The sequence below is a fragment of the Streptomyces europaeiscabiei genome, from assembly GCF_036346855.1.
Classification (GTDB): Bacteria; Actinomycetota; Actinomycetes; order Streptomycetales; family Streptomycetaceae; genus Streptomyces; species Streptomyces europaeiscabiei.
In genome coordinates this window covers 1265814-1284127 of sequence record NZ_CP107841.1, presented here as the reverse complement: position 1 = coordinate 1284127, position 18314 = coordinate 1265814, and the positions used below count along the sequence as shown (strand labels likewise).

General features: G+C 70.4%; 4 protein-coding genes and 4 pseudogenes. 2 read left to right on the top strand and 6 right to left on the bottom strand.

Going from position 1 to position 18314, the window contains the following annotated elements; all coding sequences use genetic code 11:
• Positions 1-20: 20 nt before the first annotated feature.
• The 4 genes and pseudogenes from OG858_RS05800 to OG858_RS05785 form a co-directional block, all read right to left on the bottom strand.
• Positions 21-1130 (bottom strand): annotated as a pseudogene (locus tag OG858_RS05800) (ISAzo13-like element transposase-related protein); the annotation flags it as partial.
• Positions 1131-1252: 122 nt separating this feature from the next.
• Positions 1253-2683 carry a group II intron reverse transcriptase/maturase gene (gene ltrA / locus OG858_RS05795; RefSeq protein ID WP_328543946.1) on the bottom strand — a complete coding sequence of 477 codons (1431 nt, stop codon included), beginning with the start codon at positions 2681-2683 and terminating at the stop codon, positions 1253-1255.
• A gap of 597 nt (positions 2684-3280) precedes the next feature.
• A pseudogene (locus OG858_RS05790) lies at positions 3281-4270 on the bottom strand (ISAzo13 family transposase); the annotation flags it as partial.
• A gap of 55 nt (positions 4271-4325) precedes the next feature.
• Positions 4326-5095: pseudogene (locus tag OG858_RS05785) on the bottom strand (IS256 family transposase); the annotation flags it as partial.
• A gap of 341 nt (positions 5096-5436) precedes the next feature.
• On the opposite strand from OG858_RS05785, the gene OG858_RS05780 reads away from it, so the two are divergent.
• Both OG858_RS05780 and OG858_RS05775 read left to right on the top strand, forming a co-directional pair.
• Positions 5437-6414, top strand: coding sequence for an RNA ligase family protein (locus tag OG858_RS05780; RefSeq protein ID WP_319268615.1), 978 nt, complete (start codon positions 5437-5439; stop codon positions 6412-6414).
• Between the two features lie 996 nt (positions 6415-7410).
• Positions 7411-8199: pseudogene (locus tag OG858_RS05775) on the top strand (cation:proton antiporter); the annotation flags it as partial.
• 189 nt (positions 8200-8388) lie between these two features.
• Here the strand turns inward: OG858_RS05775 and OG858_RS05770 are convergent.
• Positions 8389-9903, bottom strand: a complete 1515-nt coding sequence (locus OG858_RS05770) for a tryptophan 7-halogenase (RefSeq protein ID WP_086749400.1) — start codon at positions 9901-9903, stop codon at positions 8389-8391.
• Positions 9900-18137, bottom strand: coding sequence for a type I polyketide synthase (locus OG858_RS05765; RefSeq protein WP_328545083.1), 8238 nt, complete (start codon positions 18135-18137; stop codon positions 9900-9902). The genes OG858_RS05770 and OG858_RS05765 overlap by 4 nt, the downstream gene beginning before the upstream one ends.
• Positions 18138-18314: the final 177 nt, after the last annotated feature.

Sequence of the window (18314 nt, the reverse complement as noted above, 5' to 3'; positions counted from 1 at the left end):
CGTAGTGAAGCCGTAAGGATTCAACATGGTGTTTCCCTGTCTTCTGTGACGGATGCGAGTACGTCGGCGGCCGTGGCGAAGCGTCGTTCGGCGGGCATCGGGACGTACGGGTCTTGTTCGAGGAGGGGACGGACATCCTCGATGGCGTTACGGATGGTGCCGCGGCTGACACCGAACAAGTCGGCCAGGGTCTGCTGGTTGCATAGATCTCGCTGCGAGAGGACCGTCGCCAGGATCCGGTCCGCGTCAGTGATCTTTTGGCGGAAGACGCCGCCACGGGTTCCCGGACGCCGGGCGCCGCCGCGCTGGTGATGCCGGCGTCGTTCGAGCGCGGCCTGGTAGGGCACGGTGATCCGGTCGATCAGCGCCTGGAAGTCCGGGCGGGGCATGCCGGTGAGGGTGGGGTGGGACAGAGTCTGGGAGAGATCCATTCGGCTGGTGGTCGCGCCGTCCTGCGCCCAGTCGTGCAGTTCCTGGGCGGAGGAGAAGTAGTGCGCGGTCTGCGAGACGGTGATCTTCTGGGCGTCCATGAGTGGGCGCGTCTCGCCGATGGCCTTGCCGATGGTGACCGGGTTGATGGCGAGCAGGTCGACCAGAACCTTCTGGGAGCAGACGCGGCGCAGGTAGATCACGGTGATGAGGGTGCGGTCGGCGTTCGAGAGCAGGGGTTTGCCGTGTGCTCCGGGGGCCTGCAGGCGTCGGCCGCCGCGCTGCTGGAACTTGCGCTGTTCGGCCTGGGCGGCCTGCGCGGGAGCCAACTGGGCGCACAGTGCGTCCAGTTCGGGTGAGGTCATGCCGCTCAGACGCGGGTCGGCGAGCATCGCCAGGACCTGTGACCTGGTGTGGTCGCGATCGCTGGTGTTGATCGCGCAGTCGCCGGTGGTGTTGACCGGGGCGATCGTGTAGTTCCAGGATCCGTGCCGGTCATGGTGTGTGATCGGCAGTGAGCGCAGGTGCTCGCGGCTGACGGAGATTCCCACCGGGTAGGACCCGGTGTCCAACTCGGCGTGAACGCGCAGGCCGGTGCGGGTGCGGGTCGCGGCGATGCTGTTGACCACGACTTCGTGGCTGGTCAGGGGCCTGCCACGCCAGTTCATGGAGATGTGGGAGAACAGCCGGTGGTGAAGTCGGCCCGGGGCGCGGTCTCGTCTTTCGATCGAGCCGTTTCCCCGGAGCCGCTTCCCGCACCCGGCGTGCCGCTCTCACGGCACCGGGCGCTCCACAAGTCCCGTTCAACCATGGACAGTTGTCTTCATCCGGTGGTCGGCCAGGGTGAAGGGATGACCGTTCCCCGGTATCGGTAGCGCGTGGTGCGCACTTTGCCGGGATCGAACAATGTCCGTTCCTCTCCTGATGGCCACCAACCTCCACCGCAGTAGCGGCGGCGGAGGTCCTTCCTGTTGATCCGGTGGTGTTTGCGGCGCAGCCATTTCATGACCTGGCTCCATGTGTACGAGCTGAGGTACTGGAAGGTCGCGCTGGACACCCCGGGGCGGAAGTACATGCACCAGCCGAACAGCATCTTGTTGATCTGGATGAGCAGTTCGTCCAGCGGCAGGCCGGTGGCTGTTCCGCGGCGGATCGTCTTGACCTTGTCCATCGCGGCCTTGAGGGCCTTGCGCGAGGGATAGGTGTAGACGTAGCTGCGGCTGGAGCCCCGTTTGCGGTGGCGCTGGATGTGCCACCCGAGGAAGTCCAGCCCCTCGTCGATATGGGTGATCAAAGTCTTCTCCACGGACAGGCGCAAACCCATCGTGGACAACACCTCCGCGATCTCCTCGCGCAGAGCTTCGGCGTCGTCCTTGGTGCCGGAGACCATCAGGCACCAGTCGTCCGCGTACCTGGAAAGCCGGTAGTTGGGGAGACCTTGACGACGCCGCTTGGCCCTCGCCCAGGGCGTGGACCCCGGCCCTCCCGGTGACTGGGCGATGTACTCGTCCAGGACCGACAGCGCCACGTTGCTCATCAACGGCGAGAGAATCGAACCCTGTGGGGTACCGGCGGTGGTCTCCCGAAGCAGGCGATCCTCCCCGAGGATGCCCGACTTCAAGAACGCCTTCACCATGGCCAGGACGCGGTTGTCCCCGACGCGATTGCGCACCCGATCCATCAGAGCGGAGTGTGAAATCTCGTCGAAGCAGGCTTTGATGTCACCCTCCACGATCCACTCATATGACTTGGACGTGAAGAAGCGCACCTCGGCCACCGCGTCATGAGCCCGGCGGTTCGGACGGAACCCGTAGGAGCACGGGAGGAAATCCGTCTCGAAGATCGGCTCCAGCACCAGCTTCAGGGATGCCTGCACCACCCGGTCCGCGATCGTGGCGATCCCCAGCCGGCGCAACTTGCCCCCCGGCTTGGGGATCATCCGCTCCCGCACCGGCAGCGGACGGAAACTACGGTCCTTGATGCTGTCCCGCAGCCCGCCGAGGAACTCCTCGACGCCCGTCCGCTCCACGATGGAGGCCGCAGTACGGCCATCCACCCCGGCGGTCTTCGCACCCCTGTTGCCCCGCACCCGATCCCACGCGACCAGCAGGAACGCGGGATCGGCGACAAGGTTGAACAGATCCTCGAACCTGCGATGAGGATCATCACGGGCCCAACGGTGCAGCTTGGTCTGGATCTCCAGTACCCGTCGCTCCGCCACATACGTGACGGCCTCAAGTTCGTCGGTATTCACCGGCGAAAACCTCCTGGTCTTCCAGTACTTCGGCCACTGACTTGCTGGCCCCCTTCGCCATGTGCGCACCTCTCGTGCGCTCGGACTACTACGGGGCCTCCGCCACGTCCTGGAGCCGTCGGCCGACAACGGGCCTGCCCACCGGCTGACTGGATGTCAGCCGGGAAGGGCGCCTCCAGCACGCTTCCCACGTTCACCACTCTCCGGTCGACGAGTGAGCCGCCCAGCTCTACCCCGACAGCATCGCCACACCTACGCCGCAGGCATTCAGCGTGGCCTCCTCACCAGCATCGAAAGACCGGCTTCGAAGTCGCCGCCCACGAGAAGGCGGCGTGCGCTGCACCCGGCCCATATCCTCCAGATTGGAGCCGGTGGAACACTTACGGGACGTCAGGCACTGGTTCCTCTCGTACGGCGTCTCGTCTTGCTTGCCGGACACGCGCCGTCTGGAAGTACCGACGCGCTCCGTCGTTGTCAGGGCTGCTCCCACCTCTCCGTGCGTCTCCACGGATCGGCTGCCCTCAGCTTCACCGGGCTGCTGCGACAGCCCGGCGGCAGGGTTCTTTCACCCCTGCCCGGTAACAGTGACGCCTCGTGGCGCACCTCGATTTTGTTCCATTTCGAAGTGCCCGGCGGAAAGTGACAGACGCTCACCGTGAGACCCGTCTGGGCGGCGGACGCGGCGAGTTCGGCCTTCCACAACCGGTAGCGGTAGCTGTTGGACCCTCCGCAGTCCGCGGTTATCAACAACCTGTCGGCATCCGGGTGGTCCACCCGGCCACGGGCCCGCCACCAGCGGCGGATCGACTCGACGGCGAACACCGAGGTGTCGTGATCGGTACCGACGTTCACCCAGCCGCTGTCGTGGGCCAGATCGTAGATGCCGAAGGGTATCGCCACGTCGACGTCGGGGCCGATGAAGTAGAAGCTGTGGTCTTCGACCTGCACCGGATCGCCTGCGGGGCGCCATTGCCGCCCGGGGTTCGGCAGCTGTCCTATCTGCTCCTTCTTCTTGGCATCGATACTGATCACCGGCTGACCGCCGGACTGGTGCTCTTTGACCTGTTCGTTGATGTAGCGGAACTGTGCGTCCCGGTCGGGGTGTTGCTTGCCCTCCAGCGTCTTGGCGCTGGTCTGCAGACTGAAACCCTGCTCTCTCAGCAGCCGACCGACCGTCGGGGCGGAGATCGGGTGTCCCTGCCTGGTCAGCTCCTCGGCGAGGTTGCGCAGGGACTTGGTGGTCCAGCGCAGCGGTGACATCGGATCGCCCCGTTCGTCCGGCTCCACCAGCTTCAGCAACGCCGGAACCAGGCAAGGATCCTGTTCCTCGGCCAACTTGCGGCCACCCCCGGGGCGCCGGACACAGCCGTCCCGCAGCGGATCCTCACCGGCCTCCAGCTCGAACACACCGCTGCGGACCGTGGTCTCGCTCACTCCGGCCAGCCGCGCCACGGCCCGTACCCCACCGTGTCCGAGCAGTCGCGCCTCCTGCGCCAACATCAGACGCCGCTGACGCTCGTTCAGATGCGGCAGCAACACCGCGAAACGGTGGTCGAGTTGGGACAGCAACTCCTCCGTGATCGCCATACCAGGCCAACGAGCCGCTGACCGCGAAGCAACAGGTTGATTCTTGACGGCTTCAGTGGGTGCGGCAGCGCTGCCAGGACGCGCCGGGCAGCACCGCCCCGATCGCGTTGACCAGGCCGGCGTGTGCGTCGGAGATGACGAGCTGGACGCCGGACAGGCCGCGGGCGATCAGAGAACGCAGAAAGGCGAGCCAGCCCGCGCCGTCCTCGGCGGTTGCGACGTCCAGGCGAGGATCTCGCGGTGTCCGTCGGCGTTGACGCCGACCGCGATCAGGGCGTGGACGTTGATGATGCGGCCGCCTTCGCGGACCTTCTGGGTCAGGGCATCGATCCAGACGAACGAGTACGGGCCGGCGTCCAGGGGCCGGTTGCGGAAGGCGGCGACCTGTTCGTCCAGGTGCTTGGCCATCACGCTGACCTGGGACTTCGACAGCTGGGTGACGCCGAGTGACTTGGCGAGCTTCTCGACCCGGCGAGTGGAGACACCCAGCAGGTAGGCGGTGGCGACCACCGAGATGAGGGCCTGCTCGGCCCGGCGGCGGCGTTCGAGGAGCCAGTGCGGGAAGTAACTGCCCTGCCTGAGCTTGGGAACGGCGAGCTCGACGGTCCCGGCCCTCGTGTCCCACTCGCGCGGGCGATAGCCGTTGCGGTGGTTGACGCGTTCCTCGCTGACCTGCCCGTACTCGGCGTTGCAGAGGGTGTCGGCCTCCGCCGCCATGAGCGCGTCGGCGAACGTCTTGACCATCGCGCGCCGCGGGTCCGGACTCGCCGAGGCGAGATTGTCCTCGGCAAGGGCGTGCAGGGGCAGACTGTCGGGTGCGGTCATCGTGCTGATCTCCTTCAAAGACTTGGTCGTCTTGAAAGATCAGCCGGTGGCCGTTCGTCTATGCGGGCACCATCCCGATGCCGGAGCAAACCCCCGGATCAGGTCGAACCCGTACACCACTTCCCTGGACGCAACCGAAGGTCACTGGGTCTTCAGGTGCCCGTCGAGTTGCAAGGACAGCTGCAGCTGCCTCGCATGGGTTGATCATTCGGAGTTGTCGCGGTGAATTCTGGTTGCCCGGGGCTGGGCAGGCAGCGATGATCCTCCTCATGCTCGATGCTGCGTCTGCGGGTCCCGCACTACGGCCGTATCCCAAGATCTCTGCAAGGGGAGGGCTTGGCGTGTCCGGAGTCCGGGAGTGGGTCGCGGTGGAAAAAGTGCATGGAGCGCACTTTGCGGTGGTGTGTGATGGCACGGGGGTTCGTCCGGCGAAGCGGCGTGAGCTGTTGGGCGATGATGCGCTGGACGGTTTCTTCGGCGTGAGCAGAATTTGGCCGGTGCTGTCGGTAGCGGCGGCCCGTTTCGCTTCCGCACTGCACGGTTCGTGGGGCGACGCTGCGATGGTGACGGTCTACGGTGAGCTGGCCGGTGGAAGCTATCCGCACCCGGATGTTCCCGCCATCGCCGGGGCCGAGCCAGTGCAGACGGGTGTGTGGTACGCGCCGGGCCTGCAGTGGCTGCCATTCGACGCCTCGGTCGAGACGACCGAGGGACGCCGCTGGATCTCTGACCGTGCTCTACGTGACGCCGCGGCCGCCGCAGGGCTCGTCTGTCCTCCCGCTCTGGGGAACGGTGCGCTGAACAAGCTCCAGGATCTGCCGTGTGCCTTCCCCACAAGGGTCCCAGCCCTCTTTGAGCTGCCCGAGTTGGCAGACAATCTTGCCGAAGGGTACGTCCTCAAGCCAGCCGACGAATGGTCGGAGACGAAGGCTGCGTGCACAGGTATACGTCCTGTTGTCAAGGTGAAGCAAAAGTCTTTCGCGGAGGACGAGCGGTTCGACGGCGCACGTCCCTATCTGCCGCCGCCGCAGGGAGCGGCCGGGGTTCCCGCCTGGCTCCTGGCCCAGGCCTCGGCACTCCTCACTCCCGCTCGCGCGGCCGCCGTGGTCAGCAAGTTGGGCCCCCGCACTCCGGTGGACGCTGTGGCGGAGGAGATCACACGGGATGTTTCGGAGGAGCTCGCCGAAGCGCTGGGAGGCCTGGAAGACACACTCCTACGCCCGCTGGAGCGAGCGCTTCTGCCTGGGGCGCTGTCCTTGGCGGTGTTCGATGCCAAGGACCGCCACCGTTCCCGTACAGGCGGACGAGGCACACGGTGACGGCAGCAAGCGTCGTCTCGGTAATGCGCGATGAGCAAAGAGCATCAGTCTGGTGGGTTGGCCGGGTCCGGTGATTGAGGTCATCGGGCTCGCTTCGGTCAGGGGGTAGGGACGCGAGCAGAGGCCCGGTACGGCACATGAGCGGGTGGCCACCAATCGCACCAGTCTCTCGTCCTTGCCTCCGTGTGCAACGTCGACCCGAAGACCGTGGCATCGCCGCCAAGAATCCCGGCCGGGGAGCCGGCTCGTGGCCTCCTACCAGTTGCGCCGACAGGGCCGAGCCGGTCATCGGAGGTGTCGGCCGGGTAGGGGTTCCACCCGCTTGACGGGACTGGGTTACCTGCGCGGTCACACGGCGGCGGCCTGCACGCTGCTACCGCAGGGCGACAATCCGTCGTCCAGTGGCCGCAGAAGGTGGCCAATCGCTCTGATGAGACGGCCCCACCTGGCACAGGTTGTAGAGACTGTCCAGAGGCGTCCAGCTAATCCAGGACAGGCGCGTAATGCCAGGTCAGGGCTCACTGACCGGGGGAGTCCGCACAGTTGATGAGACTTGTGTGAGCCACGGCCGCGCCGAGCCCCCGGGCCCAGGCGAGCATCGGGACGACGGCCTCCCAGGCTGTCGGAGCCATCGCCGGACTGCTGCCCGCTCCACGGGCGGCCCGGATGCAGCCCACGGAGGCGCTGCGGACGGTCTGACCGAGCTGCCCGGCACCGCGGAATCCCCCGCCGCGGTGCCGGGCTCTCGGCTGTCCGGGAGCGGGGCGCGGTTGACATGTACGTCGCGGCTGCGCCGGGTGAACACCGCCGCCCGCGCAGCACCGTGCGCAGGGCCAGGTCTGTGGACCCCCTTCCTGCTGGTGCCGGCAGGCTCCTGCTTCACGTCGGCATGGTGCACACAGCCGCTCCGAAACCCCGTTCACATGTCGAAGTGGGCATTTCTGTCCGGCCGTTGGCTCCTCGAAACTGAGGTGGACCGGTGATGGGGGAGGGGTCATGCTGATCAGTAGTAGCGCGGCGGATGGAACCATTCGGCAGGTGCTTGTCGGCCTTGCCGTGGTGGTGCCCGCGGCGTTGTTGTGCGGCCGGATCGCCCAGCGGTTGCGGCAGCCGGCGGTGCTGGGGGAGATAGCCGCGGGACTGATGCTGGGACCGAGCCTGCTGGGTCTGCTCCCCGGAAATCCGACCGCGGTCCTGTTCCCGACCGAGGCCCGGCCATTTCTGCAGATACTGGCCCAACTGGGCCTCGTTGTCTTCATGTTCCAGGTGGGCTATCACCTGGACCTCGCTGATCTGCGCGGCCAGGGACGCCACGTAGTGGCGGTCTCGCTCAGCTCCGTTGCCCTGCCGTTCGCGCTGGGCACGGGTCTGGCCCTCGTGCTCGCGCCCTGGACCTTCTCGGAGCAGGAGCGGACCGGGCTGGTCGGCCCGGCGCTGTTCCTCGGGGCGGCCATGTCCATCACAGCCTTTCCGGTGCTGGCCCGCATCCTCTCCGACCACGGTCTGTCCCGGGAGCGCGTCGGGCAGGTGGCGCTCGCCAGCGCTGCCCTGCAGGACTTGCTGGCGTGGGCCGTGCTCGCCGTCGTGGTCGTGGTGGTGAATGCCACCGGCTCCTGGCCGCTGGCCCGGATGGCCGTGCTGTCCGCCCTCTTCGTCCTCAGCATGATGTACGTGATCCGGCCCGGCCCGCGCTGGCTGCTGGCGCCCGAACGGTCCTGGAACCGGGACAGCACGCTGGTCCACGGGGTGGTCTTCAGCGGACTGCTGCTGTCCGCCTGGGCCACCGACGCGATGGGGCTGCACACGGTGTTCGGCGCCTTCATCTTCGGCGCCGTCGTACCCCGTCGGCACATCGACGCGTACGCCCCGGATGACCAGTTGGGGACCACGCGGTACCTGTCGTCCCGACGGTGCTCGACGAAGGGCCCCCACAGGCGAGGGCGGTTTCCAGGGGCCCTTTTGACATGGGCAGGTTCACTCGGTCACCCACGTGAGTCCGTCCTCCGAGGCCATCAGGCCGCCGGGGTGCAGCGGGGTCTCCTTCTCCAGCGGGCCACCGAAGACACCCCGTTCCTGGAGGATCGTGCCCTCCTGGAAGACCTGGCGGATCGAGGCGGACTCGAAGAGCGGATTGCGCAGGCCGTCGGAGTCCGGGAGCCGGCCGACCGCGTGGTCGAGTTCCGAGGCGGTGACAGTCAGCCGGGTGCCCGCCTGTCCGGGCCCGGCGAGGGACGTGTCGCCGGAGGCCAGTCCGCCCACCAGTTCGACGAACGCCTCCATTTCCGTCGCGTCGACGTGGGTGACCTTGCGGGCCTTCCAGAAGTACGACCGTTCGTCCTGGTGCATGTCGTAGAAGGAGACCAGGAACTCGTGGAACAGGCCGTATTCGTGCCGGTAGCGTGCCTCGAACTCGTCGAAGAGGCGGTCCTCGTCGAGGGTTCCGGCCAGGCCGCTGTTGATGGAGCGGGCCGCGAGCAGGGCCCCGTACGTGGCGAGGTGCACTCCGGAGGACAGCACGGGGTCGACGAAGCACGCCGCGTCGCCGACCAGCACCATGCCGGGCCGCCACAGCTGTGACTTCCAGTACGACCAGTCCTTGCGGACCCGCACCTGGTCGTACGGCGCCTCGGTGGCCTGCGGCACCCCGTCCAGGAGGCCCCGGACCTCCGGGCAGGAGTCGATCAGCCCGCGCCAGGCCGTCACCGGGTCCCGCTGGATCGCGGCGGCGTTGTCCCGGCCGACCACCGCTCCGACGCTGGTGAGGTCGTCGCGGAGCGGGATGTACCAGAGCCAGCCCTCGTCGAAGGCGGCGCAGAAGATGTTGCCGTCGTTGGGCTTCGGGAGCCGCTTGCCGCCGGCGAAGTAGCCGAACACCGCGATGTTCCGGAAGAAGTCGGAGTACGTCCGCCTGCCGCCGACCTCGCCGTGGATCCGGCTGCCGTTGCCGGACGCGTCCACGACGTAACGGGCCCGGGCCTCACGGGTCTCCCCGGCGGGGCCCGTCCAGCCGACGCCCCTGACGCGCTCCTCGTCGCCGAGCACGCCCTTGACCCGGCAGCCCTCCCGAACGTCGACGCCGACCCGGCGGGCGTTGTCCAGCAGGATCGCGTCGAACCGGGACCGCTCGACCTGGTAGGCGAAGGAGGTCGGGTCGGCCAGCCGGGGGGACAGGGCGAAGGAGAACTGCCACGGGTCCGGGTTCCGGCCCCAGCGGAAGGTCCCGCCGCGCTTCGTCTTGAAGCCGGCCCGCGCGACCTCCTCCTCGACGCCCAGGATGCGGCACACCCCGTGCACGGTGGAGGGGAGCAGCGACTCGCCGATCTGGTACCGGGGAAACGTCTGCTGCTCCAGCAGGAGGACGCGGTGACCCCGCAGGGCGACGGCCGTGGCGGCGGTCGACCCGGCCGGGCCGCCGCCCACGACGATCACGTCGAACTCCTCGGTCTCCACCGACTTCCCTGTCTTCCCTGCCTCGTGGTCGGGGTTCACCGCTCTCCTTCTGTTCCTGTGTTCGGCGCCGACGCGGCGCCCGTACGGCCGAGGGAATCGATCCAGGTGCGGACGGCCGCCGCCGTGGTGGGGGTGTGTTCCCGCATGAGCGAGAAGTGGTCGCCGGGGACGTCGACCCGGGTGTGCGGCAGCGGCCAGGAGGTGCGCCACGCGTCCGGGGCCGCGCCCGCCGCCATCGCGGGCGTCGGCCGGGTGGCCCGGACCAGCAGGGTGGGGGCGGCGACCGGCTCCGGCTCCCAGTCCAGGAACATCCGGGTGTACGCGCCCAGCGCGGCCACCCCGGTGTCCTCGTCCCCCGTGAACTGGTTTCCGCCCAGACGCGGCGCGATCACGGCGGGCAGGGACAGCAGCCAGTCCTTGTCGCTGTTGCCGTCGTTGATGAGGTAGGTGTCGAGCAGCACCTGTCCGACGGGCGGGCTCCCCATGGCTTCGAGCCGCCGGGTCACCGCATGGGCGACCGCGCCTCCGGTGCTCACGCCGACGATCACGAAGGGCCGGTCGCCGACGTGTTGTCGCACCGTCTCCGCGTGTGTCCGGGCGAGCGTGTCCCGGTCGGCCGGCACGGCACGGCCCGCCCCGATGCCGGGGTGCGGGAGTTCGAGGACGTCCAGTTCGCCCTGGAAGTGGGCGTGGAATGCGGCGAATTCACCACCGGGGGCGGCGAAGGGTGGATGGAAGCCGTTGAGGAAGACGAGTACCGGCCCGGCTTGGGAACCGTCGGCGCGCCGCAGCGGGGCCAGGGCGTGCTCCCGGTCGGCGTCCGGGCCGAAGGTCGGCAGCGCCCAGGAAGCCGTGACCAGCATGTGCATCGCCGCGACCACCTGCCCGGCCTCGCAGACCCGCCGGTAGAGCGAGGAGAGCGTCTGCGCGGGCCGGTCCTCCTCCGTCTGCGCGGGCCGGTCCTGCGCGGGAGCGCGCTCCGGCTCCGGTGCGACGTCGGGCAGGTCGTCCAGCAGACCGAGTACGTGGCGGGCCAGCCCCTGGGCCGTCGGGTGCTCGAACACCACGGCGGCGGACAACCTCAGCCGCAAGGCCATGCTCAGCCGGTTGCGGACCTGGACCGCCATCAGGGAGTCGAAGCCCAGCTCGGCGAAGGACCTGGCGGCCGGCAGCGCGTCGGCGTCCGGGTAGCCGAGGACCGTGGCCACGTCGGCGCGCATCAACTCCGCGAGGGAGTCCTCCCGTCGGTCGGCGGGCAGCCCGGCCAGCACCTTGCGCCAGGCACCCGGCTCCCAGGGCTGCTCCGCACCGGGCGAGGAGCCGTAACCGGCGCCCTCCCCGGTCCCGGCGGCCGGCCTGCGGGCAGGCACGAGTCCGCGCAGCGGCGGCGGCAGGAGCCCCTGAGCGGACCTGAGTGCCCCCCGGTCCAGCAGTACCGGCGCCAGCACGGGTTCGCCCGCGCGCAGCGCCGCGTCGAAGAGGGCCAGGCCCTGCTCCACGGAGAGCGCTCGGAGCACCTCACCGGCCGACCGGTGCGGGACCCCTGCGTCCCCATCGGCCCCATCGGCCCCATCGGCCGCACCGGCCATGCCGGCCCCGTGGTCCCACGGTCCCCAGGCCAAGGACACGGCGGGCAAACCCAGTTGGGAGCGGTGCCGGGCCAGGGCGTCCAGGAAGGCGTTCGCCGCCGCGTAGTTGCCCTGGCCGACGCGGCCCAGCAGGCCGGACACCGAGGAGAACAGGACGAACGCCGACAGGTCCAGGTCCCGGGTCAGCTCGTGCAGATGCCAGGCCGCGTCCACCTTCGGCCGCAGCACGGCCGCCATCCGCCCGGGTGTCAGCGCGGCGAGGACACCGTCGTCCAGCACCCCTGCCGCATGCACCACGGCGGTCAGCGCGGGCGAGCACTCCTTGATCACCTCGGCCAGCGCGGCGCGGTCGGCCGCATCACAGGCCACGATCCGTACCTCGGCGCCCAACTCCTCCAGCATGACGCGCAGTTCCTCGGCATTGGGTGCCTGGGGCCCCTGCCGACCGGTGAGCAGCAGGTGTCGTACGCCATGGGCGGTCACGAGATGGCGGGCGACCTCCGCGCCGAGCGCGCCGGTACCGCCGGTGATCAGGACCGTGCCGTCGGGCCCGAAACTGTCGCCCCGAGTGGAGGCCTCACCGGCGGCGACCAGACGCGGCACCGCCAAGTGTCCGTTCCGTACGGAGAGTTGGCCCTCATCGCCGACAACCGCAGCGGGGAGCAGCCGCAGCGATTCCGGCCGCCCGTCCACATCGACGAGAACGACACGTCCGGGCAGCTCCGTCTGTGCGGCACGTACCAGCCCCCACACGGCTGCCCCGGCCGGATCAGGCTCGGGTGCGGTCGCGTTCCGCGTCAGCACGACCAGACGGGAGCCCGCCGTCGATGGGTCGTCCTGCCAGTCCTGGAGGGTACGCAGCACCCTGCCGGTCAGCCGGTGTACGGCGGGGAGCGGATCGGCATCCGCCCACGGGCCGCCGTCGACGGCCGTGAGGACGACGGTGTCCGGTTCGGGGGCGTCGGTTCCCACGAGGTCGGGGAGTGCCCCGCGCAGGTCCAGCTCGTCCGGGCCGACCAGCGCCCAGCGTCCGCCGGTCACGGGTCGCCGCTCGCCCTCCGGCTCCTCGACGCCGGTCCACTCGGGGCGCAGCAGGGCCCGGCGCACGGCGTCGGCCGTCGACTCGACCGCCTCGGCGGGGAGTTCACGCGTGGTCATGGAGTCCACGTGAGCCACCGGGCGTCCCGACGGGTCGGCCAGGGTGACCGTGACCGAGTCCGTCCCGCTCGGGGCGATCCGTACGCGTACCTCCGACGCACCCGTCGCGTACAGACGTACGCCGTTCCACGCGAACGGCACCCGGACCGTGCCGGAGCCGGGAGCCGAGCCCGTGAGCATCGGGGCGTGCAGGGCCGCGTCCAGCAGCGCCGGATGGATCCCGAACCGGTCGGCGTGTTCCGACTCCGCCTCGGGCAGGCGGACGTCCGCGAACATCTCGTCGCCGCGCCGCCAGACCGCCCGCACGCCCCGGAACGCCGGGCCGTAGGAGAGGCCGACCTCCGCGAGGCTGTCGTACGCGTCGGCGAGGTCGACCTCGGTCGCGTCCCGCGGCGGCCACACCGCCGGTTCCGCCTCCGGCCGGGTGGTTTCCGTGGTGCGGAGGAGGCCTGTGGCGTGCCGGGTCCAGTCGGGCTCGGAGTCGTCCGTGGCGGGCCGGGCGTGGATGTCGACCGGGCGCCGGCCGGAGTCGTCCGCCGGGGCCACGACGACCTGGACGTGAACGCTCGTGGCCGAGGGCAGGATGAGCGGGGCCAGGACCACGAGTTCGTCGAGCGTGCCGAAGCCGACCTCGTCACCCGCCCGTACGGCCAGCTCCACGAACCCCGTCGCGGGGACCAGGACTCGTCCGCCGACCACATGGTCGGCGAGCCACGGGTGAGCGGTACTGGAGAGCAGGCCGGAGAACACCGTCCGGCCGGTGTCCGGCACGGTGAACGCCGGTCCCAGCAGCGGGTGTTCGTGCGGGTCCGGGGCGGCGAGAGGAGCGCTCGGCGCGGCCAGCCAGTACCGCTGCCGTTGGAAGGCGTACGTCGGCAGATCCTCCAGGTGCCGTGCACCGCTGCCCGTGAACACGACGGGCCAGTCGACGGGCGTTCCGCGCACATGGAGGCGGGCCACGGCGGCCAGCAGGCTCTTCGGTTCGGGATCGCCACCACGGGCGGCGGCGGCGCACAAGGGGGCGGGGCCCTCGCCGTCCGGGCCGGTCAGACAGTCCTCGGCGGCGGCGGTGAGCGCCGCCCCCGGGCCGATCTCCAGGAACGCCGACACCCCGTTGTCCCCGAGCCATCGCACGGCGTCGGCGAAACGCACCGGCAGACGGGCGTGCCGCACCCAGTACTCCGGCGAACACAGTTCCCCGGCCTCGGCCGGGCGGCCCGACACGGCCGAGACGACCGGGATCCGCGGCGGCCGGAACGTCAGCCCCTCGGCGACCCGGCGGAAGTCGTCGAGCATCGGTTCCACGAGTGGGGAGTGGAAGGCGTGAGCGACCCGCAGTCGAACGGTCCTTCGACCTCGCGCCTCGAATCCGGCCGTCACGGCCAGCACCGCGTCCTCCGCCCCCGAAATGACCACCGCACGAGATCCGTTGACCGAGGCGATCGCCACCCGGCCGTCGAACGGGGGGAGTTCGGCGAGGACCTCCTCCTCCGTCGCGTGCAGCGCCACCATCGCCCCGCCGCCCGGCAGGGTATGCATCAACCGACCCCGGGCCGCGACGAGTTCCGCCGCGTCGGCCAGGTCCAGCACTCCGGCGACATGGGCGGCCGCCAGTTCCCCCACGGAGTGCCCGGCCAGGAAGTCGGGTTGTACTCCCCAGGACTCCAACAGCCGGAACAGCGCCACCTCGAAGGCGAACAGACCGGCCTGGGTGATGTCCGTACGGTCGAGCAGGGCGGCCTCCGGCGTGCCCGGCTCCGCGGACAGCACCACGTCGAGAGGGTGCTCCAGGCGGCCGTCCAGTGCCCGGCAGACCCCCTCGAACGCCGTGTCGAAGGTGGGGAAGGCGTCGCGCAACTCCGCACCCATACGGTTACGTTGAGAGCCCTGACCGGTGAACAGGAAGGCCGTACGGACGCCGGGATCGGCGACGCCACGATCCGCTCCTCTCCCGTCGGCGAGCGCATCGAGGGCGGTCAGCATCCGCGCCCGGTCGTCGGCCGGAACCATCGCCCGGTGGGCGAGGGGGGACCTCGGCACGGCCAGGGAGACGCCGACGTCGGTGGGCGACAGGTGGGGCCGGGACGCCAGGTGGGCGGCGAGACGCCGGGCCTGGGAGCGCAGGGCGGCCTCGTCGGCGCCGTACAGCAGCCAGGGCACCGGGACCTGTACGGTGCTCGGCCCGGTGTCGGGTCGCTGAGAGGCCTCCTCCAGTTTCTGAGGGGCCTCCTCCAGGATCACGTGGGCGTTGGTCCCGCTGATGCCGAACGCGGACACCCCGGCCCGGCGTGGCCGGGAGCCCGTCACCGGCCAGGGGCGGGACTCGGCCAGCAGTTCCACCCGGCCTGCCGACCAGTCGACGTGCGGGCTGGGTTCCTCCGCGTACAGCGAGCGCGGGAGCTGCTCGTGGCGCATGGCCTGCACCATCTTGATGACCCCGGCGACACCGGCGGCGGCCTGGGTGTGCCCCAGGTTGGACTTGACCGAGCCCAGCCACAGCGGCGGCCGGTCCCCGGCCCGCCCCTGTCCGTAGGTGGCCAGCAGGGCGCTTGCCTCGACGGGGTCACCCAGCGTGGTGCCCGTACCGTGCGCCTCCACCACGTCCACGTCGCCGGCGCCGAGCCCGGCGTCGGTCAACGCCCTGGTGATCAGGCGCTGTTGGGCCTGGCCGTTCGGTGCCGTCAGGCCGTTGGACGCGCCGTCGGAGTTGACGGCGGAGCCGCGCAGCACGGCCAGGACGGGGTGGCCGCCCCGGCGGGCGTCGGACAACCGCTCCAGCAGCACGAGGCCCGCGCCCTCGCCCCAGGCGGTGCCGTCCGCCGAGGCCGAGAACGACTTGCAGCGGCCGTCGGGCGACAGAGCGCGATGTCGGCTGAAAGCCGCGAACGCCTTGGGAGTCGCCATCACGGTGACACCCCCGGCCAGGGCCAGGGAACACTCGCCGGAGCGCAGCGCCCGCGCCGCCCAGTGCAGGGCCACCAGCGAGGACGAGCATGCGGTGTCGAGCGTGATCGACGGTCCGCGCAGGCCGTACACGTAACTGATCCGGCCGGAGGCCACGCTGCCCGCCGAGCCCAGGGCCAGATGGGCCTCCAGCTCGTGCTTGTCCAGGCGCGTGGAGTAGTCGCCGTGCATCACGCCCACGAACACACCCGTGTCGCTCTCGCGCAGCGCCGCCTGGGAGATGCCCGCCCGTTCCCACACCTCCCACGAGGTCTCCAGCAGCAGCCGCTGCTGCGGGTCCATGGCCAGTGCCTCCCGCGGCGAGATCCCGAACAGGCCCGCGTCGAACTCGGCGGCCCGGTGCAGGAATCCGCCGCTGCGGGTGTACGACGTGCCGACCCGGTCCGGGTCCGGGTCGTACAGGGCGGCCAGGTCCCAGCCCCGGTCGGTGGGGAAGCCCGAGACCGCGTCCCGGCCCTCCGCCACCAGGTCCCACAGGTCCTCGGGGGAGTACACGTCCCCGGGGTAACGGCAGCCCATGGCGACGATCACCACAGGGTCGTCCGCCTCCGTCGCGGAGCCGAGGTGCGGCACGGGTACGGGCGCCGGGGTGAAGAGGATGTCGTGCACGTGCCGGGTCAGGGCGTCCGGCGTGGGATGGTCGAAGACCAGCGTCGAGGGGAGCCGCAGCCCGGTCGCCTCGCCGAGCCGCTCGATCAGCGTGACGGCTCCCTCGGACGTCAGCCCGAGATCGGTGAACGGGCGGTCGGCGTCGAGCCGTTCACGCGGACCGTCGGTGTTGAGCCGTTCGTGCGGACCGTCGGTGTCGGGCCGCTCGTTCGATCCGTCGGCGTCGAGTCCTTCGTACGATCCGTCGCCGCACACCGCGGACGTCTGCGCGAGTACCGCCTCGCGCAGGGCGCGTTCCCTCCCCTCCGGCGGGAGAGCGAGCAGGCGTCGGCGCAGGGCACCGTCGGTCGCCGTCGGGGAGGCGGGGCGGACCTCGGGTACCGGTCGGGCCAGGTCCGGCAGGACCGCGTGGCGGGTGATCTTGCCGGACGCCGTACGCGGGACGGCCGCGATCTCGTGGATCTCGACGGGCAGCTTGTACGCGGCCAGCCGCTCCCGGCACGCGGCCAGTATCCGCCGAGGGTCGAACCCGTCCGGCCCCGGAACGACGTACGCCACCGGGACCTCGCCGAGGACGTCGTGCGGCCTGCCCACCACCACCGCGTCCCGCACGCCGGGACAGTGCAGCAGGGCCTGCTCGATCTCGGTGGGGTGGATGTTCTCCCCGCCCCGGATGATCAGCTCGCTGACCCGGCCGGTGAGGACGAGATGCCCGTGCGCGACGCGTCGCCCCAGGTCACCGGTGCGGTACCAGCCGTCCCGCAGCGCGGCCGCCGTCGCCTCGGACTGATGGTGGTAGCCGCTCATCAGACTCGGCCCACGCGCCCAGATCTCGCCCTCGTCGCCGTCCGCGACATCGTTGCCGGAGCCCGGATCGACCAGCCGTACGTCCATCCCCGGGACCGGCGGCCCACAGGAACCGTCGACCCTCGGCCCGTCCGGTCGGTTCACCGCGATCATCCCGCAGGTCTCGGTACTGCCGTACGCGTCGAGCAGCGGCGCCCCCAGCAGGTCCTCCACCGCCCGTCGCAGGGCCGGCGCGCTCGGGGCGCCCGCCACGACACACGTCCGCAGAGCGGGTACGGGCGAGGTGTCCTCGGCCGCCGACGCCACCAGCTGGTGGTACACGGCGGGCACCCCGGCCAGGACGGTGTAGGAGCCGCCCAGGGATGCGCGAGGCGTGCGCAGCTCCCTCAACAAGCCGCCGGGAGGCAGCAGTTCGCCGGTGATCCGTGCGCTCGCGCCGACCGCGGCGACCCCCAGGATCGCCAGCGAGTGCCCGAAGCTGTGGAACAGCGGGAGCGGCCAGAGCAGCCGGTCCTCGGGGGAGAGCCCGAAGATCGGCGTGTAGCAGGCCGCAACCGACCACAGGGCCGCACGCTGCGTGGACAGCACGCCCTTGGGCCGATGGGTGGTGCCGGAGGTGTAGAGCATCCAGGCCGGCTCGTCGAGCCCGAGATCGTCGCGGGGCGCGACGGCGGGCTCCGCCTCGGCCGCCTCCTCGAAGAGGACCGTGCCGTCGGGGGCGTCCGACGGCACCGGATCCGTGCCGGTGAGCAGGACGCGCGTACGGTCGTGCAGGCCCCCCGCGCGGTTCAGGCGGGCCAGGTGCGCGCGGTCGGTGACGACGACCGAGGCCCCGCTGTCCTCCAGGAAATGGGCCAGTTCGGCGTCCGAGGACCGGGGGTTGAGGGGCACGCCGACCGCACCCGCCCGGACACCGGCGAGGACGCTCTCCACCATCTCCACCCGGTTGCCCAGCAGGATCGCGACCCGGTCCCCGCGCCGCACACCCACCCCCGCGAGATACACGGCCAGCCGACCGGTGCGCCGCTCCAACTCCGTGTAGGTGACGTCCCGTTCGTCGTCGGCGTACGCCACCCGCGACGGTGACCTCTCGGCGTGCGCCTTCAACAGTTCGGGCAGCGGCCGGATCAGCTCGTCGCGCGTCATGTACCCGCCCCTCCGGCCCGCGGCGCAGCACGGCCCGTTGTCAATACCCTTGCAGAGCAACGGTATTGATCGTAAAGGCAGGTCGGCCGGTGATCGAATGTGTCGACGACCGGCGTCGCGTCGCGCCTGTCTGATCTGCCTTGTCTGTCCGCAGTCGTCCAGAGCCATCCCGAGGTG

Coding starts and splice junctions, on each gene's coding strand:
- OG858_RS05765 (WP_328545083.1), bottom strand. CDS start 18,137: ATGACGCGCGACGAGCTGATCCGGCCGCTGCCCGAACTGTTGAAGGCG.